Raw genomic sequence first — 23,298 nt, forward strand, 5'->3', positions numbered from 1 at the left:
GCGCGCATCCGCCTCCGTCGCATACTCCAGGTGATCGGCGGAGAGCGCACCGTAGCTGGCGGCCAGCGCCGCGCCCCCCAGCGCCGAGAGCTGCTCGGCGTGCAGCTTCACCGGCAAGCCGAGCGCATGTGCACAATCAAACACCGTGCGTACCTGCTGAGGTGAAAATGCCAGGTGTTCACAAAATGCATCGACGGCATCCGCCAGCCCCGCCGCTTTCACCTGCGGCAGCAGGCGTTCGCAGATGATATCGATCCACCCCTGCGGATTATCCTTAAACTCTGGCGGAAAACCGTGCGCCGCCAGACAGGTTGCCCGGACATCCGCGGGCACGCTCTGCGCCAGCTCGCGAATTGCGCGCAGCATGGTCAGTTCGCTCTGCTCATCCAGCCCGTAGCCGGATTTGATCTCTACCGTGGTGACGCCCTCCGCCAGCAGGCGATCGAGCCGCCAGCGCGCCGCGCGCACCAGTTCCTGCTGCGTGGCCGCGCGGGTGGCGCGTACCGTAGAGAGAATACCGCCACCCTGCGCCGCAATGTCGGCGTAGCTCACGCCATTCAGCCGCTGCTCAAACTCCTCGCTGCGATCGCCGGCAAATACCAGATGCGTATGGCAATCCACCAGGCCTGGCGTGATGATGCCGCCGTCAAATGTGTGCTGCTGACGCGCGGTAAAATCGGGCATCTCGCTGCGTGACCCTACCCAAATCAGTTCGCCGTTATCCACCGCCAGCGCACCGTCGGCGATCAGGTTGTAGTGCCCGTCACGCATGGTAACGATGTCCGCCCCCAGCCACAGGCTATCGATCTGCTTCATTTCTGCCATCCCACTCCCCTTCGCGTCAGACGATTTACACTCTGCATTAAAGTATGTATATGTATATACAACTTTCCGCCATAGAGGATCAACCATGGCTACCTATTTTGCCACCCGCGCACTGCTGGCCGATGGCTGGCGCAATAATGTCACCCTCTCTACGGACGCTACCGGCCAGATTAGCGCCATCGTGCCTGACAGCGCGCCCGGTGATGCCACGCTGCTGCACGGCGCGGTGATCCCGGCCATTGCCAACCTGCACTCGCACGCCTTTCAGCGCGCCATGGCCGGCCTGGCGGAAGTGGCTGGCGACCCGCAGGACAGCTTCTGGACCTGGCGCGATCTGATGTACCGCATGGTGCAGCGGCTGTCGCCTGAACAGGTAGGCGATATCGCCACGCACCTCTATATCGACATGCTAAAAGGCGGCTACTGCCAGGTCGCGGAGTTTCACTATCTGCATCACGATCCGCAAGGAAAACCCTATGCGGATGATGCCATGCTGCAGCAGCTGATGGCGGCCGCGGATACCGCCGGAATCGGCCAGACTTTACTGCCGGTGCTCTACAGCTACAGCGGTTTTGGGTCGCAGCCCGCCAGCGAAGGCCAGCGCCGCTTCATCCAGCAAACCGACGCCTGGCTGCAGCAGCAGCAGCGGGTGGCGGGCTGGTGCCACGAAAAACCGCTGTTTAATCATGGCATCTGTTTTCACTCGCTGCGGGCGGTGAGTGAAGCGCAGATGCAGGCGGTGCTGGCCGCCTGTCCACAGGATGTGCCGGTGCACATTCACGTGGCCGAGCAGGAGAAAGAGGTCAACGATAGCCTGGCGTGGAGCGGTGAACGCCCGGTTGCCTGGCTGCTCAATCGCTTTAACGTCGATCAACGCTGGTGTCTGATTCACGCCACGCACCTTGATGATGATGAAATTCAGCGCCTGGCAGCAAGCGGTGCCGTGGCTGGCCTGTGTCCGACTACCGAAGCCAATCTCGGTGACGGCATCTTCCCGGCGGTGGATTACATTGCGCGCGGCGGACGCTGGGGCATCGGTTCTGACAGCCACGTATCGCTCAGCGCGCTGGAGGAGCTGCGCTGGCTGGAGTATGCACAGCGGCTGCGCGACCGCCGCCGTAATCGCATCACCATACCGCAGCAGCCTTCGGTGGGCGATCTGCTCTGGCAGCAGGCGGCACAAGGCGGCGCGCAAGCCTGCGGCATTGCCGGTGGTGAACTGGCGGTGGGCAAGCGTGCCGACTGGCTGGTACTGGAGCAGGATGCGTTTCTTGGCAGCGTCAATACTGCCTCACTGCTTAATCGCTGGCTGTTTGCAGGCCAGCGCGCGCAGATTCGGGATGTGTTTGTCGCCGGACGCCAGGTGATTAGCGAGGGTCATCATCCGGCAGAGCAGGCCGCCGCCGCCCGCTTCGCCAGCGCCATGAGCGCCCTGCAGTGAGAACGCGCTTCGACTACGCCCGGCTACCGGTCAGCCGCTGGCGCAACGGGGGCGGCGCAACCCGCGAAATCATCAGCTACCCGCCGGGGGACGCGCCGTTCGCCTGGCGCGCCAGCATCGCCACCATTGATGCCGACGGCCCCTTCTCCGCTTTCCCCGGCATCGATCGCGTCATTACCCTGCTGCACGGCGACAGCGTGCTGCTGCGCAGTGAGCATGCGACGCAGCGCCTGCTGCCACATCAGCCGTGGGCGTTCCCCGGAGAGTGGGCGATCGACGCCCGGATCAACGGATGCTGTGAGGATTTCAATATCATGACGCGGCGCGACAGCTGGCACGCGCAGGTGGACGTTGTCGGGCACGCTGTCAGCAGCGAACACGGCGTTGCCTATGTGCTGGCGGGCGAGTGGGAGGCGGAAAACGGCGAGCGATGGCAGCCGCAGCAGGGCGTCTGGTGGCTGGATGAGCCGCTGCAGCTGGCTCCGCGCTCGGCGGAGGCCAGCCTGCTGTTTGTCGCGCTTAGCCGTGTCCCCTGAAGCGGCCCAGCAGCTTATACCGCGAGCCAGGGTAGAGCAGCCGCGCGTAGGTCACAATCTTGTTGTCGCTCCAGGTCTGGCGACGAATAAGCAGGCACGGCTCGTGCTCATCCAGCGCCAGATGTTTACGCTGGCGCAGATCCGGCAGCACCGCTTCCACAATGTGTTCGCCTGCGGTTAACGGCGCCACGCGCATCAGGTAGGTGTACGGCGTCATGCTGTGGTAGTCCTGGCTGAGGTAATCCGGCGCCACCAGCGGATTCACCAGACGATCTTCCAGCTGCACCGGCAGATCGTTTTCATAATGGACAATCAGCGAATGGTAGAGCGTCTGGCCGGTGGTCAGCCCCAGTACGGCGGCCTGTTCAGGATCGGCTTTCATCTGCCCAATCGACAAAATTTTGCAGCTGTGACTGTGGCCGCGCTGGGCAATTTCATCAGCGATGTTGTGCACTTCCAGCATCGCGGTGTAGCCCTTCATCTCCGCGACAAACGTTCCGACGCCTTGCATGCGCACCAGAAACCCTTCGCTGGTCAGCTCACGCAGCGCGCGGTTGATGGTCATCCGGCTGACGCCCAACTCGTTTACCAGCTCACTCTCAGACGGCACGCGCTGATTGGCTTTCCAGTGACCTTCACGGATTTGGCTGACGATAGCCTGTTTCACGCGCTGATAAATCGGGGCGGGCTCATCACCCATCGCTGCGGCTAACTGTGCAATTGCCGTTTGCTCCGCCATGTGCTGTTCCTTTTCTCAATGATGCCTGAAGTTTACTGTCTCAGGGCGTAAATGTATATACATCCAGAGGTGCAGCCGGGCCTGGTATGGTGCAGGCGATGCGTCATGCCAGTGCAGCCGCCGCGCGCAGCCTCCGTCGAGTGCGCAGTGCGGCGCATTTCACAGAATAAAACGAATCTGGCACAGCGCTTGCTACTTGTATAGACAAGATTAGACACTTATGCTTCACTCACAATATTCCATGGCGTCCGGCTGGTTACATCGCCTGTTACTGACCGCCGGATAACGCCAGATCACTTGTATAGACAGGAGTAGATTATGTTAGGTTCGGTTCAGGAAATTCGCCTCGTTCCCGGTGAAGTGGACCTCGCCACCTTACGCCTTATTTATCAGGAGAAGGTGACACTGCAGCTGGCGGAGGAGGCGCGCGCGGCCATTGAGCGCGCCCGTGAAACCGTGGATGCCATCGTCGCCTCGGGCAACGTGGTGTACGGCATTAATACCGGCTTCGGCAAACTGGCGCAGACGCAGATTCCCGCGGAGCGCCTGGCCGAACTGCAACGTAATCTGGTGCTGTCGCACAGCGTAGGGCTTGGCGATCTGCTGCCGGATAACGTCACGCGTCTGGTGATGGCGACCAAAATTATCAGCCTGGCGCGCGGCCACTCCGGCGTGCGGATTGCGCTGATTGAGGCGCTGCTGGCGCTGTTCAACGCCGGTATCATGCCGTGCATTCCGGCCAAGGGATCGGTCGGCGCCTCTGGCGATCTGGCTCCGCTGGCGCACCTCTCGCTGATGCTGCTGGGCGAAGGCCAGGTGCGCGTCGCCGGTGAGCTGATACCGGCAACTGAAGGGTTAGCGCGTGTCGGCCTGCAGCCGATTGTGCTGGGGCCAAAAGAGGGTCTGGCGCTGCTTAACGGCACGCAGGTCTCTACGGCGCTGGCGCTGCGCGGCCTGTTTGAAGCAGAAAACCTGTTTGCTGCGGGTTTGATGGCCGGTGCGCTGTCGCTCGAAGCAATTAAAGGTTCGGTAAAACCCTTCGATGCACGTATTCATCAGGCGCGCGGCCAGCACGGGCAAATTGCCGTTGCCGCCGCCGTCTCCGATCTGTTAACGGGCAGCGAAATCCTGAGTTCGCACACCCACTGCGGGCGCGTGCAGGATCCCTACTCTATTCGCTGTGTCCCGCAGGTGATGGGCGCCTGCCTGGATAACCTCAGCCATGCCGCGCGCGTCCTGCAGATTGAAGCCAACGCCGCCTCAGATAACCCGCTGGTGTTTAGCGACAGCGGTGATGTGATCTCCGGGGGCAACTTCCACGCCGAACCGGTGGCCTTCGCGGCCGACATCATTGCACTGGCGATTGCCGAAGTGGGCGCTATCTCGGAGCGCCGGCTGGCGCTGCTGCTGGATACCGGCCTCTCCGGCCTGCCGCCGTTCCTGGTCCGCGATGGCGGCGTCAACTCCGGCTTTATGATCGCCCAGGTGACGGCGGCAGCACTGGCTTCAGAGAACAAATCCCTTGCCCATCCGGGCAGCGTCGATAGCCTGCCGACCTCCGCCAATCAGGAAGATCACGTCTCCATGGCCACCTATGCCGCGCGCCGTCTGGGAGAGATGTGCTTCAACACCGCGGCTGTGGTGGGCATTGAGGCAATGGCGGCCGCTCAGGGCATCGATTTCCACCGGCCGCTGCAGAGTTCCGGCACCCTTGAGCAGGAGATGCAGCGCATCCGTGAACGGGTGGCCTTCCTCGATCAGGACCGTCTGTTAGCGCCGGATATTGAGTCCATGCGCCTGTGGGCCAGCAGCCATGCCTGGCCAGAATCCCTTACCGCGCTGCTGCCAAGCCAGCGTTCTACTGTTAATTAAGGAACCGATGATGAGCGAAACTTTGACTCAGGCTGTCGCCCGTGAAATCCGTGCGCCGCGCGGTAATGAACTGCACTGCGCCAACTGGCTGATTGAAGCGGCTTACCGCATGATTCAGAACAACCTTGATCCGGACGTGGCCGAACGCCCGGAGGATCTGGTGGTGTACGGCGGCATCGGTAAGGCGGCACGCAACCATGAGTGCTTCGAGCAGATTCTGCGTTCGCTGCGCGCGCTGCAGCCGGAAGAGACGCTGCTGATCCAGTCCGGTAAGCCGGTCGGCATTTTCCGTACCCACGCCGATGCCCCGCGCGTGCTGCTGGCGAACTCCAACCTGGTGCCGCACTGGGCCACCTGGGATCATTTCCACGAGCTGGATAAAGCCGGCCTGATGATGTACGGCCAGATGACAGCAGGCTCCTGGATCTATATTGGTGCGCAGGGCATCGTGCAGGGCACCTTTGAGACCTTTGCCGAAGCCGGGCGTCAGCACTACAACAGCGACCTCGCCGGGCGCTGGATTCTGACCGCCGGATTAGGCGGCATGGGCGGTGCACAGCCGCTGGCTGGCGTGCTGGCGGGTGCCTGTGTTCTGGCGATTGAGTGTCAGGAGTCACGTATCGATTTCCGTCTGCGCACCCGTTATCTCGACCACAAAGCCTATACCCTTGACGAAGCGCTGGCGCTGATTGAGAAAGCGACCCGGGCACGCCAGGCGATCTCCGTCGGCCTGTTGGGTAATGCGGCTGAGATCGTGCCGGAGCTGGTCAAACGCGCTCAGGCCGGTGGCATGAAGCCGGATATCGTGACCGACCAGACCTCCGCGCACGACCCGATCAACGGCTATCTGCCGGTAGGCTGGGATGTGGCGCGCTGGGAGGCGGAACGCGTCAGCAACCCTAAGGCAGTGGAAAAAGCGGCGCGCGCCTCAATGGCCGTACACGTGCAGGCGATGCTCGATTTCCACCACATGGGCGTGCCGACCGTCGATTACGGCAACAATATTCGTCAGGTGGCGCTGGATGAGGGGGTGAAAAACGCCTTCGACTTCCCGGGCTTCGTGCCGGCCTATATCCGTCCGCTGTTTTGTGAGGGTAAAGGGCCGTTCCGCTGGGTGGCGCTCTCTGGCGATGCCGAGGATATCCGCAAAACCGATGCGAAGCTCAAGGAGCTGTTCCCGGCGCATAAAAACCTGCATCGCTGGCTGGACATGGCGCAGGAGCGCATCGCTTTCCAGGGCTTACCGGCGCGGATCTGCTGGCTGGGGCTGGGCGAGCGCCACAAAGCCGCGCTGGCGTTCAATGAGATGGTACGCAACGGCGAGCTGAAAGCGCCGATCGTGATTGGCCGCGATCACCTCGACTGCGGTTCGGTGGCGTCACCTAATCGTGAAACCGAGGCGATGAAAGACGGTTCGGATGCGGTCTCTGACTGGCCGCTGCTCAATGCGCTGCTCAATACCGCCGGCGGCGCCACCTGGGTCAGCCTGCACCACGGCGGCGGCGTAGGCATGGGCTTTTCGCAGCACTCGGGCGTGGTTATCGTGTGTGACGGAACGACAGAAGCCGATGCGCGCCTTGGCCGCGTGCTGTGGAACGATCCGGCAACAGGCGTCATGCGCCACGCCGATGCCGGTTATGAGCAGGCACAGGCGTGTGCGAAAAAGTATGATCTGAACCTGCCGATGCAGCGTTAGTTCTCCCGTTGCGCACCGTGGCGCGCCCTCGCCTCTCTTCAGGGCCAGCCTGCTGGCTGGCCCTGTTATATTCCATTTACTTCTGACCTATAGCCAAATTATTCCTTTCGGCGATAGACGCCCCAGGTGCTTACCTCTACAGTGGAGACTTAACTTCCCGCGTCAGCGCCTGTGCCGCTGACGCTGCTGATGGAGCCTTACTTTATGAGCCTGCCTGCTGTCCTGCTGGGAAACGCCCTTACCTGGCGTCGTCAGTTTCATCAACATCCTGAGCTGGGTTATCAGGAGCTGCAGACCAGCGAGCAGGTGGCTGATGTACTGACGCAAGCCGGGCTCCAGGTTTTTCGCGGTCTGGCGGGCACCGGTGTCATCGGGACGCTGGAAAACGGTCCGGGGCCGGTGATTGGCCTGCGGGCCGATATGGACGCGCTGCCAATAACGGAAAAAGGCGATGCGCAGTGGAAATCAACGCGCCCGGGCGTGATGCATGCCTGCGGCCACGATGGACACACCACGATACTGCTTGCCGCCGCCTGCCAGCTCGCGGAAACGCGTAACTTCAGGGGTACGGTGCACTTCCTGTTTCAGCCTGCCGAAGAGAATCTGGGTGGCGCGCGAAAAATGGTTGAAGAGGGACTGTTTACGCGCTTCCCGATGGATGCCATCTACGCGATGCATAACTGGCCGGGGATGCCGGTGGGATCGCTGGCGGTCAACCCCGGCGCGATGATGGCCTCTCTCGATTCGTTTGAGATCACGCTGCACGGCAAGAGCTGCCATGCGGCGATGCCGGAGAGCGGCGCTGACCCAATGGTTGTGGCCGCCGAACTGATCCTGGCGCTGCAGACAATTCCGTCGCGGCGTCTGTCACCGCTGGCTTCGGCGGTGGTGAGCGTGACGCAAATTAGCGGCGGCGAAGCGATCAATGTGATCCCGGAACAGATAGTGCTGCGCGGTACGGTACGATGTTTGCAGAGCGACGTGCGCGATCGCGTGCGTGCGCTGATTGAGGATTTTGTCACTACCCTGCCGCGTCCGTTTGGCGTCAGCGGCAACATTCACTGGTATCCCGGCTATCCGGTCACCGCCAACCATGTAGCACCGGCTGAACAGGTGCGCGCCGTCGCCTGCCAGCTGCTGGGTGAGTCGCAGGTTGAGTGGCAGGTGAATCCATCGATGGCTTCTGAAGATTTTGCCTGCATGCTGGAAGCCTGCCCCGGCGCCTATTTCTGGCTTGGTGCCGATGGCGCAACGCCCTCTGCCCCGCTGCATAACGCCCGCTATGATTTTAACGATGCGCTGCTGCCGATCGGCATTACGTTCTGGCAGCAGCTGGTCGAGCACGTACTGCCGAAAGGTTAAGCGTTGCTGCGGAAAGATGCGCCGACGATAAGGCAAAAGGTGTCGCGAGGGGATTCAGCGCGTAGCCGTGTTGCTTAAACTATCCCGGGATCTACGCACACTCCACAACAGCGCGATTCATCGCGCCGTTGCGCAAGCTACTACGCCGCTCCGGTTATAGCGCAAAGGGCTGAAGATCTACATCCCCGCCTGCTGCAGCCGTGTTTCGGCCTCGGCCATGCTGGCTGATTCACCCGTGGCGACCAGGCAGCACGCCAGCTGCAGACGCAGCGCCTGGGGCATCGCCCGCGCGCCCTCCAGCACCTGTCTGATCCAGTCGGCGGTATCCTGCGCGCTTTTGCTTTCCGGTAATGCCAGTGCTGTTTCCGGCTGACGCTCAACCCACACTTCCGCGGCCGCTCCGGCACCCTGAATATAGTTGATGGCCGGGCAGCGCTGCGGATTGGCGTACACCTCGCCTTCAGTGCCGTTCAGTAAAATCGCCGGCGCATCAATATCCTGGAAAAACTTCCCGACGCGTGGCACATACTCCGGGTGTGAAACGCTTGCCAGACGCAGCGCGGCGCGCTCAGCAAACGGTGTCGCCAGCTTCGCCAGCGTATGCGCACTGTTACGTACGCCCATGCGCCAGCGCAGCGACAGCTGCTGCGCCACCGGCGCGCACAGGTGATCGATGGTGATAAATGCCAGCTCACCGTTATTCAGGGCAGCTTGTGCCTGCTCTGCACGGGTAACAGGGGTAATGCCCAGCGCCGCCAGCACCGCTTCGCTGGTGATGCGCGTAGGATCATCGCTGACGCCATGCAGCAGCACCGGAAAGCCCAGCTTCACCAGCAGTAGCGCCAGCAGAGGCGTCAGATTACCCTGCCGGCGCGCACCGTTATAGCTGGGGATCACAATGGGCATCGGGCGGTCGACCGGCGGCTGCAGCGACATCATGCGCTGCTGCATGGCGTGGTAAAAGCCCAGCATCTCCTGCTCGCCTTCCCCTTTAATGCGCAGCGCAATCAGTATGCCGCCCAGCTCCAGATCCGGGACGTTGCCATCCAGTATCGCGCTGTACAGCGCGACGGCAGTATCAAAATCGATGTCGCGCGCATGGTTCTTGCCGCGCCCGATCTCTTTAATAATTTTGTTCAGTTCCATCAGGGCACTCCCGCTTCCAGGGCGCACCGTTTCCGGCGGCCAGATGAGGTATTGCGGCCACTGCCGCCTGCTCAGGATTTTTTTCGGCGTTTTGCAGGCTTGCTCGCTTCCGGTACCGGCGGTTGTTCAATCGGAAACACCGGTAACGCAGCCAGCAGGCGGCTGCCATACGATTTGTTGATCAGACGGCGATCGTAAATCACGATTTCACCAAAGCAGCTGTGGCTGCGAATCAGCCGTCCGACCTGCTGAATCAGCGTAAACGACGCGCTGGGTAAACTCTGCACTTCAAACGGGTAGCGCCGCAGGCTCTTCAGCCACTCCCCTTCGGTCAAAATTACCGGACTGTCCACCGGGGGAAAAGCAATTTTATGAATATGCACCTGCGACAGCAGATCGCCTTTCAAATCCAGCCCTTCCGCGAAGGATTGCAGCCCGACCAGAATACTGGTGCTGCCCGCCTCTACCCGCTTGCGATGCAGCGCCACCAGGCGTGAGCGCGGCTGATCGCCCTGCACCAGCATCGTCAGCCGCATCTCCGGTAGCAGAGTGACAAACTGCTGCATCGCGCGCCCGCTGGCAAACAGCACCAGCACCCCTTTGTGCTTCTCCTCTGCCATCTGCTGGCGGAAAAAGCGCGCCATCTCAGCAATATGCTCCGCTTCATTGGCCATCAGCGGTTCATAGTGCATCTGCGGGATCACCAGCTTGCCCTGATCAACATGGTTAAACGGGGAGTCAAGCGCGACAAAGCGATCGCCCGCCTTCTCGCTCAGGCCGGACATCTCCTGCAGCCGGTTAAAGCTGTTCAGTGAGCGCAGCGTGGCCGAGGTCACGATGACGTGCGGAATTTTCCGCCACAGCAGCTTTTCGAGCTGATCGCTAACGCGAATACCGGCGCAGTGAAACAGCAGATGGGCCTGGCCTTCGCGGATCTCGCGCGTCACCCACTTTGACACTGGTGCATTCGAGGCTCTCTCCATCGCCGCCAGCCGCCACAGTTTGCTGATCGACTCAAACCAGCCAAAGTGGCGATTGAGCTGCAGAATCGCTTTATGCAGCCGCATGATGTCCGCTTTGCCAGTCTGTTCGCCCAGCTCGTTGAGCAGCCCTTCGCTTATGCCGCGTAGCGCATCGCTCAGCTTAAACAGCCGCGCGCACAGCGTCAGTAGCTCTTCGGGCAGCTCGCCCAGCACAAAGCGGAACTCCCCCGGCTGGTTATCACGCGGCAGTAACGGATTGAGCGCGTTGCATAGCGTTTGCAATAGCTCACGCATCTCATCGCAGTGCCCTTTTAGCCGCTCAGGATTGGTCAGCGGCGGCGGGGATTTTGGCCGGAACTGCGCCATGATGGTCTCCACCAGCCGCACGAACAGATCGAGCTGCAGGCTGCTCCAGCCTGGCGTAATCTCCGCGCTCATCTCCAGCGCGTCGCGTGCCACTTCCGGCAGATGGTGGCCCTCATCCAGCACCAGCATCAGGTGTTTGGCAGGCGGCAACACCGATTCGTTCTCCATGGCCGCCATCACCAGCGCGTGGTTGGCCACCACAACATCGGCCTGTTCGATTTCGCGCCGCGCCACAAAGAAGGGGCATTCGCGATACCAGCGGCAGTGATGCGCCAGGCAGTTGGCTTTATCGGTGGAGAGACGCTGCCACAGGCTATCGTCGATCGATACATCCGTGTGGTCGCGCAGGCCATCCCATTTATAGCCGCTGAGATCTTTCTCCAGCCGGGCGCAAAACTTTTGCTCCTCTTTCGAGCCGGTGACCGCCTCCTCATCCAGATAGAGCAGCAGATCGCCCTGCTGATCCTCGGTGGCGGCCAGCGCGGCAAGGTTGCGCGGACAGACATAGCGCCCGCGCCCAAAAGCGGCGGTAAAGGTAAGGTCGGGAATGATCTTTTTGAGTAGCGGCAGGTCTTTGCTGAAGATTTGGTCCTGTAGCGCCACGTTGGCGGTGCTGATCACCAGGCGTTTCTCTTCGGCGCGGCTCACCGCAATGCCGGGAATCAGGTAGGACAAGGTTTTGCCGACGCCGGTCGGCGCTTCAATCGCCAGATGGCGCCCTTCGTCACCGGCAAGGCTTTTCGCCACTTCGGCGATCATCTGGCGCTGGGGTGCACGCGGTATAAAGTCAGGAACCTGCTGCTGCAGCGCCTTATACCACTGCGCAATCTGGCTTTTTATCGCTGCTGTCAGGGCCATATTCGTTACTGTTTGCTGAACTGGCCTGTATTTTTACACAGTATTCACGCAGCGTCAGCTTTCGTGACCATTTTTTCGCGCTGGATTCAGAATTTCACGCATCACGCGGATCAGCGTCTCACGCGAGCGTCCGCGGCGAAAAGCGAATGAGAACGGCGCACGGAAGTGGAAATGGTGCGGCAGCAGGCGATGCAGCGCGCCCTGCTGCTCCCAGCCGCGCGCATAGTGCTCTGGCAGATATCCGATATAACGCCCGGACAGGATCAGCGTGAGCTGGGCCTCAATGCTCTCCACGGAGGCTGTGCTCTGTCGGAAGCCGCGCTTATTGAGCTCCAGCTGATTCCAGTAACGCCGCGTGACCATGCCGGTTTGCTGCACGCGGCGGACATCCACTTCCCCCTGCGCCAGCGGGTGCTGCGGGCTGCAATAGAGCCAGTGCTGTTCGTCATACAGCGGTACCGTCACCAGATTACTGGCGCGCAGCGGAAAGTGTCCGATGGCTAAATCGAGCCGATCCTCCAGCACCTGCTGCTGAAGCTCGCTGGGATCGCGCACGCTTAGCGTAAAAAACACCGCCGGAAAGCGCTGGTTAAAGTGGGCGATGGCCGCCGGCAGATTGAGCTGACTGTCGGTGACGGTGGCGTCAACCACGCCCAGCGCAAAGGTGCCGCCCTGGGCACTTTTCAGCGTCTCGACCTGCGTTTGCCACCCGGCAAGCGTCGCCAGCATCTCCTGACTGTAGCGATAAAACTGCTCCCCTTTGCTGGTCAGGGAGAAGCCACCCCGCCCGCGCTGACACAAAATAAACCCGAGCTGCGCCTCCAGCTCGCTCATGTAGGCGCTGATCGCCGGCGTGGTCATATTCAAGGCCTGCTGGGCGCGGGAGTACCCCTGGTTCTCCACGACGCTGGCGAACACCTGCAGTAGTTTAAGGTTGGGAAGTGTTTGCACCCGTTTTCCTTCAGTGAGTGACGACTAAAGTTAACTAAAGAGTGAAGTGATTATCCGCTGGCAGGGATTTTTTCCGCAAGGCGATTTGGCGATGATAGCCGCACATCCTTTTCGGTGAGTCTGTTTTATGTCTCTACAAAATCTGCTCTTCCCGGCGCGCGTGCTGCGCGGTGCCGGCGTATTGCGTGAACTGGGCACCATTTGCGCCGGCATCGGCCAGCGTGCGCTGCTGATTGGCGGCCATCAGGCTTTAGCAGCGGTGGAGAGCCCGGTTCGCGCCCGGCTGCTGGCCGCCAATGTCACGCTGGTGGCGCAGACGTGGTTTGGCGGTGAAACCGCCATCAGTCAGATCAACCGGCTGGCCGACCTCGCGCTGGATTTACAGGCTGATGTACTGATTGGCGCAGGCGGCGGCAAAGCACTGGATACGGTGAAAGCCGTTGGCGCGCAAATTGGGTTGCCGGTGATCACCCTTCCGACCATCGCCGCCACCTGTTCAGCCGTGACGCCACTTAGTATTCGTTATGACGATAACGGCAACTTTCTGGATATCTTTCCGTTACCACAGGCGCCTGCGGCGGTAATCATTGACAGTACCCTGCTGGCTGCCGCGCCGCCGCGCTGGCTGGCTGCCGGACTGGGCGATACGCTGGCAAAATGGTATGAGTTCCGGGCGGTCAGCGCGCGTCATCCGGCGCGTGCAGGCAGCGCCCGCTCATCACTGGCGCACAGCCAAATCTGTTATGACGTGATAGCGGAGCACGGCCCATCCGCCTATGCCGCAGTGCAGCATGGCGCAGGCAATGACGCGCTCGATCAGGTGCTGGATGCGATTTTTACCTGGGCCGGACTCACTTCGCTAATGAGTAACGGGGCACACGCGGCGGCGGCGCACGCCATCTATGAAGGGTTTACTTTCTGCGATAAAACCCGCGACTTTGGCCACGGTTTGCTGGTGGGCTACGGTAACCTGTGCCTGCTGGCGCTGGAGGATCGCAGTGATGATGAGCTGCTGCAGGAGATGCGCCTGGCACGCGCTTGCGGTGTACCGCTGACGCTGGCGGAGATCGCGGTGCCGGACGAGGACGAGCTGGCGCTGATTGTGCGTGAGTCGGTGCAGGCGCCTGATATGGCAAACATGGCTGCACCAGTGAGCGAGGCGCGCCTGCTGGCCGCGATGCAGCGCGTCGCGGCGCTGGCAGAGCAGGTCATCTAGTTTCGGGCGGGCAAGCCTGCCCCCGGAAGCGACAGCAGCGAGGCGACGTCCCTGACGTCCGCCACCTCATCCAGCGCCATACAGATCGTCTCCAGCTGTCGCGCCTGATCGGCTGGCAGCACGCGCGTCGCCAGGCTGCGATATTTGGCGCGCAGCGCGCTGTCGCTCAGCGGATTCGCCGGTGCACCCGATGGCACCGTCACGTGATGCTGCCACCGGGCGCCCTGCACGGTCTCCAGCCGCACCCAGGGCTCATCATCGCGCCCCTGCTGCGCATCGATAACCAGTTCGATACGCGCCATCAATGCCTCAACCTGCGGATGAAGCCGTTTGTCCTCCTCGTAACTTGCCAGCTCCACCGAGCCGTACAGCGCGCGCGCCGTCAGTGCGTAGGGCAGGCTCATCTGCGCGCCCGCCAGACTCTGTCGCTCGCGTGTGCCACACATCGCCAGCAGGAACGGATTGAGTCCCACCACAATGCGGGCGATCTCCTCCACTCTGACTGCATGCTGTTGCAGGATAATCCCCAGGGCGTCAATCGCCGCGTGCGTGCCCCGGCACGCCGCATAAGGTTTGATGGAGCAGCGCGCCAGTTTCCATACCACGCCCAGCCCGTCCGTTAGCGCTGCAGGCTGTTGGGTTTCCGCTGCCAGCGTCTGCAGGAAGCCGCCCCAGCGTGGTTCAAATACTGCCGCCGGTCCCCTGATGCCGCGTTGTGCGAGGAGCGCCGCCTGGAGCCCGCTCTCCGCAGCGCGGGCCGCATGCAATTTTTTGGTGTGCGAACCATCATGGATAAAGCCCCACAGGCCACTACTAAAGCTGGCGGCTATTCCCAGCGCCGAGGCGCACTGTGCAGGGTTCAGTTGCAGCAGCGCACACACGGCCGCTGCGGCGCCAAATACGCCACAGCTGGCGGTTGAGTGCCAGCCTGCACCGTTATGTGCCGAATAGCCGCCACAGGCTTCCAGCACGCGGCGTCCCACGTCGTAACCGATTACCAGCGCACAAAGTAACGCTTCGCCCTTTACCGGTTGCGGCGCCAGCGGTAGCGCCGCAAGCAGCGCCGGCAGCACCACCGCGCCAGAGTGATCGCAGCCGCCCGTGTCGTCCAGTTCGTACATGTGCGCGGCCACGCCATTCAGCCATGCAGCCTGCCGGGGTGTGATGCGTAACGGGCTGCCCCACAGCTGCGCCTGCGCATGGCCGCCCTCTTCCTGCGCCAGCGTCAGGCATTCGCGCCAGAGAGCACTCTCCGTGCCGGCCAGCGCGGCCCCGAGCGTATCCAGCAGATGCCTTTTGGCCTGCACCACCAGCGCGGGCGGTAACTGTTCAAAGCGCGTAGCGGCAATGAATTGTGTCAGTTGGTCAAGCGAGGATGTCATACCGGCCTCCGCTAACGCGTGCAAACACCTCTGCCGGATGTGATGCATCATTATCCGGCTGAGTTTGCCAGTGCGCCGCAACCTGCGCGGCGGTGGCGATCCATACCTGATGCTGTTTCAGCGTAACCAGCAGTTCACGCAGCAGCCCAATGCGACCGGCGGTACCCATAATCTCCGGATGCAGGCGCAGCAGATAGCAGAGGCCGAAGCGGTGGAATCCGTAAAAATCCTGGGTCAGATTCGCCAGCGTTTCCGCGTAGGGCGCGATGCGGGATTGCCCGGGTGGAATGGCCGGGCTGAGGTTGAAGGCAAAGTAGGGCTCATCTTCCAGCGTGTAGTGCAGGGGCAGCTCCACCAGCCGCGTACCTGGATGAAAATAGGGTAAGTCATCACCGCGCCAGCTTGAGGACCAGCGGATACCCTGCTCTGCCAGCGCCGCTGCCAGCCCCGGCTTCCACTGTCCGGCAGGCGTGCGGAAACCCTGCACGGCGTGCCCGATCCGCTGCGCCAGCTGGTCACAGCCGCGCGTGACGCTGGCGATTTGCTGTGGCAGTGACAGCATGGAGAAGTCCTCGTGCCGCTCTCCGCTACAGGCGATCTCATGTCCGCCCGCCACAATGCGCTGCAGCAGCGCGGGCTGCTCCGCGGCGACAATCGCCGGTAAACACCAGCTGGCCCGGAGCTGCTGCTCTGCCAGAAGCGCCAGCAGACGCTCAACACCACGCAGCGTGCCGTAGCGCCACACCGACAAGGTTTTATCGCGGCCCGCCACCGCCGGAGCCTGAGTAAGAATGCCGTGAATGTCGTTGAAATCGATGGTGATAATGGCCGCTGATTGTTTCCCCTGCGGCCAGCGTGCGCAATCAGTCATGCTGCTGCTCCTGTAAATACCAGCGGGCGACCGCATCGCAGCGCGCAAACCACACATCATCGCGCGTCCGCATGTGGGCAAAGAGCTGCTCCAGCAGCAGTAAGCGTCCCGGCTGACCGGAAATTTTGGGGTGGAACAGCGTGGTCAGGCACAATCCTTCATCCATTGCACCGTCAAATTCGCGCTGCCAGTTATCACGCGTGTGGGCATAGCTGGCAATGCGATCGCCGCCCTTGGGAAAATCCGGCTGACGCGTATAAGCCAGCGAAGCGTAATCATCCATTTCCCATTTGCCGGGGATTTCGACCAGCGGCGTGTGGCCGGCCACCGCAATCGGGTAAGGACGATCGTCACCGCGCATGCTGCTGGAGTAAATAACCCCGGCTTCACGCAGGATTTGCGGCGTTTCAGCATGCCAGTCACCTGACGGCGTGCGAAAACCACAGGCGGTAATTCCGAGGTGCTGGTGAAAAATGGCCGCTGACTTCGCCATCACTGCCCGCTGTTCAGCCGGGGTGATGGCCCAGAACGATTCATGACGATAACCATGATATGCCACCTCATGGCCCTGTTCGATAATCGCCTGGCACTGCTGCGGCCACTGCGTCACGACCCATGCCGGGACAAAAAACGTGGCCGGTATATCATAGGCACGTAGCAGATCGAGCAGACGCCCGAGCGCACGGTAAGGCCCGTAAGCGCCAAAGGTGAAATACTCTGGCGTGGACCACAGGCTGCCATCCAGCATCGCATCGCCGGTCGGACCATCAAGATCAAACGCCAGCGCCATACAGCCACGCTTGCCCTGCGGCCAGCGTACTGCGCCCGGTTGTTGCATCGCTCTGCTCCTTAGCCCTGATTGACCGTGGCTTCCGGGATTCCGTTATCGCTCAGGCCCCACTTGCTGAGGATCTTCTGGTAACTGCCGTCGGCGATCATGGCGTTAATTGCCGCCTGAATCGCCGTGGTCAGCTCCGTCGCCTCTTTACCCAGCGCCATGCCGGTGTACTGGAACGAGAATGCTTTATCCAGCGGCTTAAAGTTCCCCTTCTCCAGGTTCATGATGTAGGGAAGGGTTTCGCTGCCCTGCACTGCGCCATCCAGACGGCGCTGACGCAGTTGCGTACGCGCATCGGCGGTGCCTTCTGCGCCCACGACAACAATGGCCGGTTTGCCTGCCGCTTCGCAGTGCTGTTTAGACCAGTTAGCAATCTCCTGTGGGAAAGTGGTGCGACGGCTGGTGCCGACTTTTTTGCCGCACAGATCGGTAGCGCTGTTGATGTCACCGCGGGCCGCCAGGGTGTAGAACTGCGGGCCGGTTTTGAAGTAATCGATAAAGTTAACCACTTTCTGCCGCTCTTTGGTGTCCGTCATGCCGGACATCACTAAATCGACGCGTTTCGTGACCACGGCATTGACCATCTGCTCAAAGGCGATCTCCTGCCAGTTAACCTTCACGCCGAGCTTCGCGCCAATCGCCTGACCGAGGTCGTAATCCACGCCCGTCAGCTGATTGGTGGCCGGATCTTTAAAATCCATCGGCGGATAGTTCGGCATAATCGCTACCGTCAGCCCCTTCTCTTTGATGGCGGCAGGCACGGCGATCTCTGCCCGGGCAGAGGATTGCAGCAGCAGCGCAGCACTGATGGCACTTAATAACAGTTTTTTCATGAAGTTCACCCCGGTCTTGTTAAAGAAGAATCGCGTTAATAAAGTTTTTCATCCGTGGGTTTTGCGGGTTCAGCAGAATCTCTTCCGGTGCGCCCTGCTCGATAATGCGTCCCTCATCCATAAACACCACCTGATTCGCCACCTCACGGGCAAAGCCCATTTCGTGCGTGACCACCAGCATGGTGGTGCCCTCTTTTGCCAGCTGGCGCATCACCGCCAGCACTTCGCCCACCATCTCCGGGTCCAGCGCCGATGTTGGTTCGTCAAACAGCATCAGTTTGGGTTTCATCGCCAGCGCCCGGGCAATCGCCACGCGCTGCTGCTGGCCGCCGGAGAGCGCCTGCGGATAGTCATGCGCCTTGTGCGCCAGTCCGACGCGATCGAGCAGCGCCATCGCCTCTTCACTGGCCTCACGCCGCGGCCGCAGCAGTACACGGCACGGCCCTTCGATAATGTTTTCCAGCGCGGTTTTATGCGGGAACAGGTTAAAGCGCTGGAAAACCATGCCGGTCTGCAGGCGCTGCCGCGCAATCTGTTTGTCACTCAGCGCGTGCAGCTTATTACCGGCGATCCGGTAGCCCGCCAGCTCGTTATCCACCCAGATGCCGCCCTGATCGACTTTCTCCAGCTGGTTAATACAGCGCAGAAAGGTACTTTTACCGGAGCCGGAGGGGCCGAGAATGCACATCACCTCACCATAATTCACCTCCAGGCTGACATCTTTAAGCGCATGAAACTGCTCAAAATATTTGTTTACCCTGACGGCGCGCACGATATTTCTCATCTCTCTCACTCCCGATTACTGACGACGGCGATGGCCGCGTGAGAAGTAGCGTTCCAGCCGGCTTTGACCGAACGACAGCAGCGTTACCACAATCAGATACCAGATGCCGGCCACGAACAGCAGTTCCATGACGCGGGCGTTGGCGAAGTAGATGGTTTGCGCGTTGTACAGCAGTTCGGAGTACTGAATCATGCTGGCGAGGCTGGTGGTTTTGATCATGCTGATAAATTCGTTACCGACCGGTGGCAGAATCACGCGCATGGCCTGCGGTAGAATGATGCGCTGCAGCGCCTGTAAACGCGGCATACCGATGGCTTTGGCCGCTTCATACTGACCGGTATCCACCGACAGCAGCCCGGCACGCACCACCTCCGAGGTATAGGCACCCTGGTTGATGCTCAGGCCAAGCAGCGCGGCGAGGAAAGGGGTCATGATCGACACGGTTTCAACGCTAAACAGGCCCGGAACGCTGATGGTGGGAAACACCAGCGCAAGGTTGAACCACAGCAGCAGCTGTAAAATCAGCGGAGTGCCGCGAAAAATCCACGCATAGCCGACGGCGATATAGTGCAGCACCGGATTGGGCGACATGTACATGATGGCGGTGATCACCCCGAACAGAATCCCGAGCGCCATCGCCAGTACCGACATGATCAGCGTATTGACTACGCCGTTGAGGATCGCCTGCGCGGTGAAGAACTGCCCGACAAACGACCACTCTATGTTGCCATGCGCAAAGGCATTCACCAGCAGCGCCAGCAGAACAAGGATCACCGCCGAAGCGGTAATGCGGCCATAGTAGCGGCGTGGCACCACCTGATAGCGATCGAGATCGTAATGTGACGCGTGGCCAGCGTTAACGCGGGGTTCGGCCGGTGTAGTGTGCGACATACTCTCTCCTTACACGCGTGGACCGGCGTAATCTTCCGACCACTGCTGCTGTTGCTGCATCAGACTGCGGAGCCGCGCCAGCTGCTCACGCACCCGCTCTGGTGCGGTGCCCCCGTAACCACTGCGCGCTGCCAGCGCCGCTTCCAGCGTAAGCGCCGTGCGCACTTCCGGCGTCAGGCGCGTATCCACGCTTTGCAACTGTGCGTCACTGAGATCGGCCAGGCTGCAGCGTTCGCGCTCACACAGCTGCACCAGTTGCCCGGTGATCTCATGTGCCTCACGGAATGGCACGCCGCGCAGCGCCAGCCAGTCGGCCACTTCGGTCGCCAGGGTAAACCCATCCGGCGCCTGTTCGCGCATCACCTCCGTATTGAATGTCAGTGTCGCCATCATGCCCGCCATCGCTGGCAGCACCATCAGCAGCGTATCCACTGCATCGATTACGTTGCGTTTGTCATCGCTGAGATCGCGGTTGTAGGAGAGCGGCATCGCCTTCATCGTGGTGAGCAGTGCCATCAGGTTGCCCACCAGGCGTCCGGCACGGCCGCGCGTCAGTTCGGCAACATCCGGATTTTTCTTCTGCGGCATGATTGAGCTGCCAGTGGCATAGCTGTCATGCAGTTCTACCCAGCGGAACTGGCGTGAGGCCCACAGGCACACCTCCTCACACAGGCGCGACAGGTTGATGCCGATCATGCTGGTGACAAACAGGAATTCAGCGGCGTAATCGCGGCTGGCCACCGCATCGATTGAATTTTCGCAGGGAGCAAGGTAGGCCAGATCGGCGGCGGCCTGCTGCGGCTGCCGCGCAATCGCTGAACCGGCCATCGCCGCGGCACCGAGCGGGCAGCGGGCGCTGCGGCGATCCCAGTCCTGCATACGTTCGATATCGCGGGCAAAGGCCTGCGCGTGGGCCAGCAGCTGATGACCCAGCACTATCGCTGCGCCTGCTGTAAATGTGTGAACCCGGGCGCGACGCTATCGGTGTGCTGTGCCGCCTGCTCTACCAGCGCCTGCTGGAGCGTTAGCAGTGCGCCCACCAGTTTGCGGCCGTTGTCACGCAGATACAGGCGCAGGTCGTTAACGGTTTGATCGTTGCGTGAGCGCCCGGCTCGCAGTTTGCCGCCCAGCGGCCCCAGGCGTTCGGTGAGCGCACGTTCGATGAAGGTATGCACATCCTCATCTGCCATGATCGGATGCAGCGTGCCGGCGCGGTAATCGGCGTCAAGAGCATCAATCGCTGCCAGCATAACGGAGAGCTCCTCTGCCGTAAGCAGTCCGGCACGTGCCAGTTCACGCGCATGCGCCCGACAGCCGGCAAGATCGTAAGGAGCCAGTGCAAAGTAGTAATCCGGGCTGCGTGAAAGCGCGGTTAAACTGGCTGCCGGCGCCGCTTTAAAACGTGCGCCCCATAACAGCTCGGCATTATCAGACATGCTATTTCCCCTCACAGATAATCATCAGCAATATGAAAACGATATGGATAAGTCGGCGGCAATAATTAAAACGTATTTTATTGCCACGCTGGCAAATAGGTGCTATTTCAGATTCACTGTACTTTCACCGCAATTATTCCGGAGTTGAATAGCAAAAATGGAAAGTAAACTTTCCCAATCTGGAAACAGTACGAATAATCGCGGCGACAATGCGGTTCTGGCGCTGAGTAATATCGATTTAAAATTGCTGCGGGTATTTAAGTGCGTGGTTGAAGCCGGTGGATTGACCGCCGCCAGTCATGAACTGAATATTGGTCTGGCCGCCATCAGCAAACAGGTTTCCGATCTGGAGATCCGTCTCGGCATGACGCTGTGCAGTCGCGGGCGCGAAGGCTTTGAGCTGACGCAGTACGGTATCAATGTTTATCAGGCCACGCTGGAGCTGTTTGTTTCGCTGAATCAGTTTCGTGAGCGCCTGCACAATAGCCGCAATGAGCTGCTGGGAGAGATCGCCATATGCGTGGTGGACAATACCATCAGCGATCCGCAATCGCCGGTCACCAGAGCGGTGCAACGGCTGCACCAGAATGCGCCAAAAGTACAAATTCGTCTGCAGACAGCGCAGCTGGATGATATTGAGCGGGGTATTAGCGAAGGCCGTTTTCATTGCGGTATTGCGCCGGCGTATGAAATGAAAAATGACTTCGATTACTTCACGCTTTATAAAGAGTATTCGAAATTATATTGCTCTGCGTCACATCCGTTATATTCGGGATCTTGTGATAAAACAGTATCAGTGGAAATATTACGTGAGCAGAAAATCATTAATCATTTATATGTGACGCCGCGCGACCACCGCCGGTTGATTCCCTCGCAGGAGAGCGGCATTCAGGCGGTTCAGGCTGAATCGGTTGCGATGCTGATTTTAACCGGCCACTTTATCGGTTACCTGCCAGAACATTACGCCGCGCCGTTTATTACCCGCGGCCAGTTATGTGAGCTGGGTGATGAGTCGATTCGGCGGGAGAACCCGTTTTGCCTGATGATGAAAAAGGGCCGGAAAATAAATCCGATTATCCGGCTGTTTATGCAGGCGCTGGAGATTGGCGAAGCGGATGCAGCGCACTGAATGGGTGCGCGCTGCGCTATCGCAGCAGCTTGTACATCACCGTGGTGGCATCCAGCACGCCGGCCGTTGAGGCTGCATACTGCGGGATCGCGCCAGCAATCTGCCACGCCAGCGACAGATAGAGATCGGTGGCGACATCGCCGCTGCGCGTGTCCAGCACCAGCAGCGTTTTGCCCTGCTGCTGCGCCAGCTGCTCTGCCTGCTGCATCAGACGTCGGGCAATGCCCTGCCGGCGCGCCAGGGGATGCACCAGCAATTTACTGATCTCTGCCCGATGGCGCCCGTTCGGCATCGTGCTGAAACCCACCATCACGGTAGCAACAAGGGTTTCCGCCTGCCACGCCACCAGCAGCTGAGTTTCGCCACGCTCCAGGCTACCAATTTTGCCCTGCCAGAAATCTGTCATCACTGCACGGTCGTCTGCCGCAATAAAACCGATGCTGGCACCATCGGCCACGCACGCCTGCAGCACATCGGTTAACGCAGACAGCTGCGCCTGCGCCTGGCTCGCGCTTAACTGTTCAATTTTTATCATGGTTTGCACACCACCAGAATGTAGCGCGCACCGCCTTCGGCATGTGCGCTAAAAGAGGAGCGTCCGGTAAGGTGGAAGCGCAGGCAGTCGCCCGCCTGTAGCGTCCAGCTTTGCGCCTCCAGCGTGATGGTCAGCTCGCCAGACTGCAGCCAGATATGCTGCTCCAGCCCCTGCACCGGCGGTGCATCGTAATCAATGCGCGCCCCCGGTTGCAGCACGCCCTCTACGATCTCGGCTTTAAAGTGGCTGGCCGGCGGCGATACATTGCGGCGCTGAAAGCCGCTCGCGGTATCCTGCCACACCGGCTGCTGCTCCGCGTTGAGTAGCAGTATGGCCTCCTCCTCTACTTCGCTGAGCAGGCGTGACATGGTTAAACCGTAGGCAACACACAAACGATTAAGCAAAGCGGCCGTAGGGCTGGTCTCCGCGCGCTCAATGCGCGACAATGAGGCCCGGCTAATGCCGGTCGCCAGCGATAATTCATCCAGCGACCAGCCGCGCTGCACGCGAAGCTCCGCCAGACGTGCAGCCAGCCGATTTTCCGTATCCGAACCCGACATCTGTTACCTCTCATTTTAGGGAAAACTGTCTCATATATGAGATACAAT

General features: G+C 60.6%; 20 protein-coding genes and 1 pseudogene. 7 read left to right on the plus strand and 14 right to left on the minus strand.

Annotated features, from left to right (window positions below; all coding sequences use genetic code 11):
- Positions 1-825: imidazolonepropionase (gene hutI, locus HA48_RS11480; RefSeq protein ID WP_128601427.1), on the minus strand; the 825-nt coding region annotated here is incomplete at its 3' end.
- An 85-nt stretch (positions 826-910) separates the two neighbouring features.
- Here hutI and HA48_RS11485 point away from each other — a divergent pair.
- Entirely contained in the window at positions 911-2,266 is a 1,356-nt protein-coding gene (locus HA48_RS11485) for a formimidoylglutamate deiminase (protein ID WP_128601428.1), read from the plus strand.
- Positions 2,263-2,802, plus strand: a complete 540-nt coding sequence (locus tag HA48_RS11490) for a HutD/Ves family protein (protein ID WP_128601429.1) — start codon at positions 2,263-2,265, stop codon at positions 2,800-2,802. The genes HA48_RS11485 and HA48_RS11490 overlap by 4 nt, the downstream gene beginning before the upstream one ends.
- Here HA48_RS11490 and hutC read toward each other — a convergent pair.
- Positions 2,786-3,541: a histidine utilization repressor gene (gene hutC / locus HA48_RS11495; RefSeq protein WP_128601430.1), complete on the minus strand. Its 756-nt coding sequence runs from the start codon at positions 3,539-3,541 to the stop codon at positions 2,786-2,788. The genes HA48_RS11490 and hutC overlap by 17 nt on opposite strands.
- A gap of 318 nt (positions 3,542-3,859) precedes the next feature.
- Here hutC and hutH point away from each other — a divergent pair, with 318 nt between their 5' ends.
- From hutH to HA48_RS11510, 3 genes are all read left to right on the plus strand, one after another.
- On the plus strand, positions 3,860-5,413 hold the full coding sequence (gene hutH / locus HA48_RS11500) for a histidine ammonia-lyase (protein WP_128601431.1): 1,554 nt from the start codon (positions 3,860-3,862) through the stop codon (positions 5,411-5,413).
- Positions 5,414-5,423: 10 nt separating this feature from the next.
- Positions 5,424-7,109, plus strand: a complete 1,686-nt coding sequence (hutU, locus tag HA48_RS11505; protein WP_128601432.1) for a urocanate hydratase — start codon at positions 5,424-5,426, stop codon at positions 7,107-7,109.
- A 204-nt stretch (positions 7,110-7,313) separates the two neighbouring features.
- A complete protein-coding gene (locus tag HA48_RS11510) occupies positions 7,314-8,471 on the plus strand; it encodes a M20 aminoacylase family protein (protein WP_128601433.1) in 1,158 nt (385 codons plus the stop codon).
- 177 nt (positions 8,472-8,648) lie between these two features.
- Here the strand turns inward: HA48_RS11510 and ybiB are convergent, their stop codons facing one another.
- The 3 genes from ybiB to HA48_RS11525 all read right to left on the minus strand — a co-directional run bounded on the left by ybiB (position 8,649) and on the right by HA48_RS11525 (position 12,775).
- The gene (gene ybiB, locus HA48_RS11515) at positions 8,649-9,617 is read right to left on the minus strand and encodes a DNA-binding protein YbiB (protein WP_128601434.1); all 969 of its coding nucleotides are present in this window, start codon (positions 9,615-9,617) and stop codon (positions 8,649-8,651) included.
- 71 nt (positions 9,618-9,688) lie between these two features.
- The gene (gene dinG / locus HA48_RS11520) at positions 9,689-11,824 is read right to left on the minus strand and encodes an ATP-dependent DNA helicase DinG (RefSeq protein WP_128601435.1); all 2,136 of its coding nucleotides are present in this window, start codon (positions 11,822-11,824) and stop codon (positions 9,689-9,691) included.
- 54 nt (positions 11,825-11,878) lie between these two features.
- Positions 11,879-12,775: a LysR family transcriptional regulator gene (locus HA48_RS11525; protein WP_128601436.1), complete on the minus strand. Its 897-nt coding sequence runs from the start codon at positions 12,773-12,775 to the stop codon at positions 11,879-11,881.
- 127 nt (positions 12,776-12,902) lie between these two features.
- Between HA48_RS11525 and HA48_RS11530 the strand changes: the two genes are divergently transcribed.
- Positions 12,903-13,991, plus strand: coding sequence for an iron-containing alcohol dehydrogenase family protein (locus HA48_RS11530; protein ID WP_128601437.1), 1,089 nt, complete (start codon positions 12,903-12,905; stop codon positions 13,989-13,991).
- Here HA48_RS11530 and HA48_RS11535 read toward each other — a convergent pair.
- The 7 genes and pseudogenes from HA48_RS11535 to argH all read right to left on the minus strand — a co-directional run bounded on the left by HA48_RS11535 (position 13,988) and on the right by argH (position 21,026).
- Positions 13,988-15,373, minus strand: coding sequence for an MmgE/PrpD family protein (locus HA48_RS11535; protein ID WP_128601438.1), 1,386 nt, complete (start codon positions 15,371-15,373; stop codon positions 13,988-13,990). The two genes, HA48_RS11530 and HA48_RS11535, sit on opposite strands and share 4 nt — an antisense overlap.
- Positions 15,357-16,244: a polysaccharide deacetylase family protein gene (locus HA48_RS11540; RefSeq protein ID WP_128601439.1), complete on the minus strand. Its 888-nt coding sequence runs from the start codon at positions 16,242-16,244 to the stop codon at positions 15,357-15,359. Before HA48_RS11540 ends, HA48_RS11535 begins: the two co-directional genes overlap by 17 nt.
- Positions 16,237-17,082, minus strand: a complete 846-nt coding sequence (locus HA48_RS11545) for a polysaccharide deacetylase family protein (RefSeq protein ID WP_128601440.1) — start codon at positions 17,080-17,082, stop codon at positions 16,237-16,239. Before HA48_RS11545 ends, HA48_RS11540 begins: the two co-directional genes overlap by 8 nt.
- Positions 17,083-17,093: 11 nt before the next feature.
- Entirely contained in the window at positions 17,094-17,915 is an 822-nt protein-coding gene (locus tag HA48_RS11550; RefSeq protein WP_128601441.1) for an ABC transporter substrate-binding protein, read from the minus strand.
- Between the two features lie 19 nt (positions 17,916-17,934).
- Positions 17,935-18,699: an amino acid ABC transporter ATP-binding protein gene (locus HA48_RS11555; RefSeq protein WP_128601442.1), complete on the minus strand. Its 765-nt coding sequence runs from the start codon at positions 18,697-18,699 to the stop codon at positions 17,935-17,937.
- Positions 18,700-18,714: 15 nt separating this feature from the next.
- A complete protein-coding gene (locus HA48_RS11560; protein ID WP_128601443.1) occupies positions 18,715-19,590 on the minus strand; it encodes an amino acid ABC transporter permease in 876 nt (291 codons plus the stop codon).
- A gap of 9 nt (positions 19,591-19,599) precedes the next feature.
- Positions 19,600-21,026 (minus strand): annotated as a pseudogene (gene argH, locus HA48_RS11565) (argininosuccinate lyase).
- 157 nt (positions 21,027-21,183) lie between these two features.
- Here argH and HA48_RS11570 point away from each other — a divergent pair.
- A complete protein-coding gene (locus tag HA48_RS11570) occupies positions 21,184-22,155 on the plus strand; it encodes a LysR family transcriptional regulator (RefSeq protein WP_128601444.1) in 972 nt (323 codons plus the stop codon).
- A gap of 16 nt (positions 22,156-22,171) precedes the next feature.
- On the opposite strand, the gene HA48_RS11575 is transcribed toward HA48_RS11570, so the two are convergent.
- Both HA48_RS11575 and HA48_RS11580 read right to left on the minus strand, forming a co-directional pair.
- A complete protein-coding gene (locus tag HA48_RS11575) occupies positions 22,172-22,690 on the minus strand; it encodes a GNAT family N-acetyltransferase (RefSeq protein ID WP_128601445.1) in 519 nt (172 codons plus the stop codon).
- A complete protein-coding gene (locus HA48_RS11580; RefSeq protein WP_128601446.1) occupies positions 22,687-23,250 on the minus strand; it encodes a helix-turn-helix domain-containing protein in 564 nt (187 codons plus the stop codon). Before HA48_RS11580 ends, HA48_RS11575 begins: the two co-directional genes overlap by 4 nt.
- Between the last annotated feature and the right edge of the window lie 48 nt (positions 23,251-23,298).

The sequence above is a fragment of the Pantoea wallisii genome (assembly GCF_002095485.1).
Classification (GTDB): Bacteria; Pseudomonadota; Gammaproteobacteria; order Enterobacterales; family Enterobacteriaceae; genus Pantoea; species Pantoea wallisii.

What these genes read in the sequence shown, in the direction of transcription:
- HA48_RS11485 (WP_128601428.1), top strand. Translation starts at nt 911, where the DNA reads ATGGCTACCTATTTTGCCACCCGCGCACTGCTGGCCGATGGCTGGCGC.
- hutC (WP_128601430.1), bottom strand. Translation starts at nt 3,541, where the DNA reads ATGGCGGAGCAAACGGCAATTGCACAGTTAGCCGCAGCGATGGGTGAT.
- hutH (WP_128601431.1), top strand. Translation starts at nt 3,860, where the DNA reads ATGTTAGGTTCGGTTCAGGAAATTCGCCTCGTTCCCGGTGAAGTGGAC.
- hutU (WP_128601432.1), top strand. Translation starts at nt 5,424, where the DNA reads ATGAGCGAAACTTTGACTCAGGCTGTCGCCCGTGAAATCCGTGCGCCG.
- HA48_RS11510 (WP_128601433.1), top strand. Translation starts at nt 7,314, where the DNA reads ATGAGCCTGCCTGCTGTCCTGCTGGGAAACGCCCTTACCTGGCGTCGT.
- ybiB (WP_128601434.1), bottom strand. Translation starts at nt 9,617, where the DNA reads ATGGAACTGAACAAAATTATTAAAGAGATCGGGCGCGGCAAGAACCAT.
- dinG (WP_128601435.1), bottom strand. Translation starts at nt 11,824, where the DNA reads ATGGCCCTGACAGCAGCGATAAAAAGCCAGATTGCGCAGTGGTATAAG.
- HA48_RS11530 (WP_128601437.1), top strand. Translation starts at nt 12,903, where the DNA reads ATGTCTCTACAAAATCTGCTCTTCCCGGCGCGCGTGCTGCGCGGTGCC.
- HA48_RS11535 (WP_128601438.1), bottom strand. Translation starts at nt 15,373, where the DNA reads ATGACATCCTCGCTTGACCAACTGACACAATTCATTGCCGCTACGCGC.
- HA48_RS11540 (WP_128601439.1), bottom strand. Translation starts at nt 16,244, where the DNA reads ATGACTGATTGCGCACGCTGGCCGCAGGGGAAACAATCAGCGGCCATT.
- HA48_RS11545 (WP_128601440.1), bottom strand. Translation starts at nt 17,082, where the DNA reads ATGCAACAACCGGGCGCAGTACGCTGGCCGCAGGGCAAGCGTGGCTGT.
- HA48_RS11550 (WP_128601441.1), bottom strand. Translation starts at nt 17,915, where the DNA reads ATGAAAAAACTGTTATTAAGTGCCATCAGTGCTGCGCTGCTGCTGCAA.
- HA48_RS11555 (WP_128601442.1), bottom strand. Translation starts at nt 18,699, where the DNA reads ATGAGAAATATCGTGCGCGCCGTCAGGGTAAACAAATATTTTGAGCAG.
- HA48_RS11560 (WP_128601443.1), bottom strand. Translation starts at nt 19,590, where the DNA reads ATGTCGCACACTACACCGGCCGAACCCCGCGTTAACGCTGGCCACGCG.
- HA48_RS11570 (WP_128601444.1), top strand. Translation starts at nt 21,184, where the DNA reads ATGGAAAGTAAACTTTCCCAATCTGGAAACAGTACGAATAATCGCGGC.
- HA48_RS11575 (WP_128601445.1), bottom strand. Translation starts at nt 22,690, where the DNA reads ATGATAAAAATTGAACAGTTAAGCGCGAGCCAGGCGCAGGCGCAGCTG.
- HA48_RS11580 (WP_128601446.1), bottom strand. Translation starts at nt 23,250, where the DNA reads ATGTCGGGTTCGGATACGGAAAATCGGCTGGCTGCACGTCTGGCGGAG.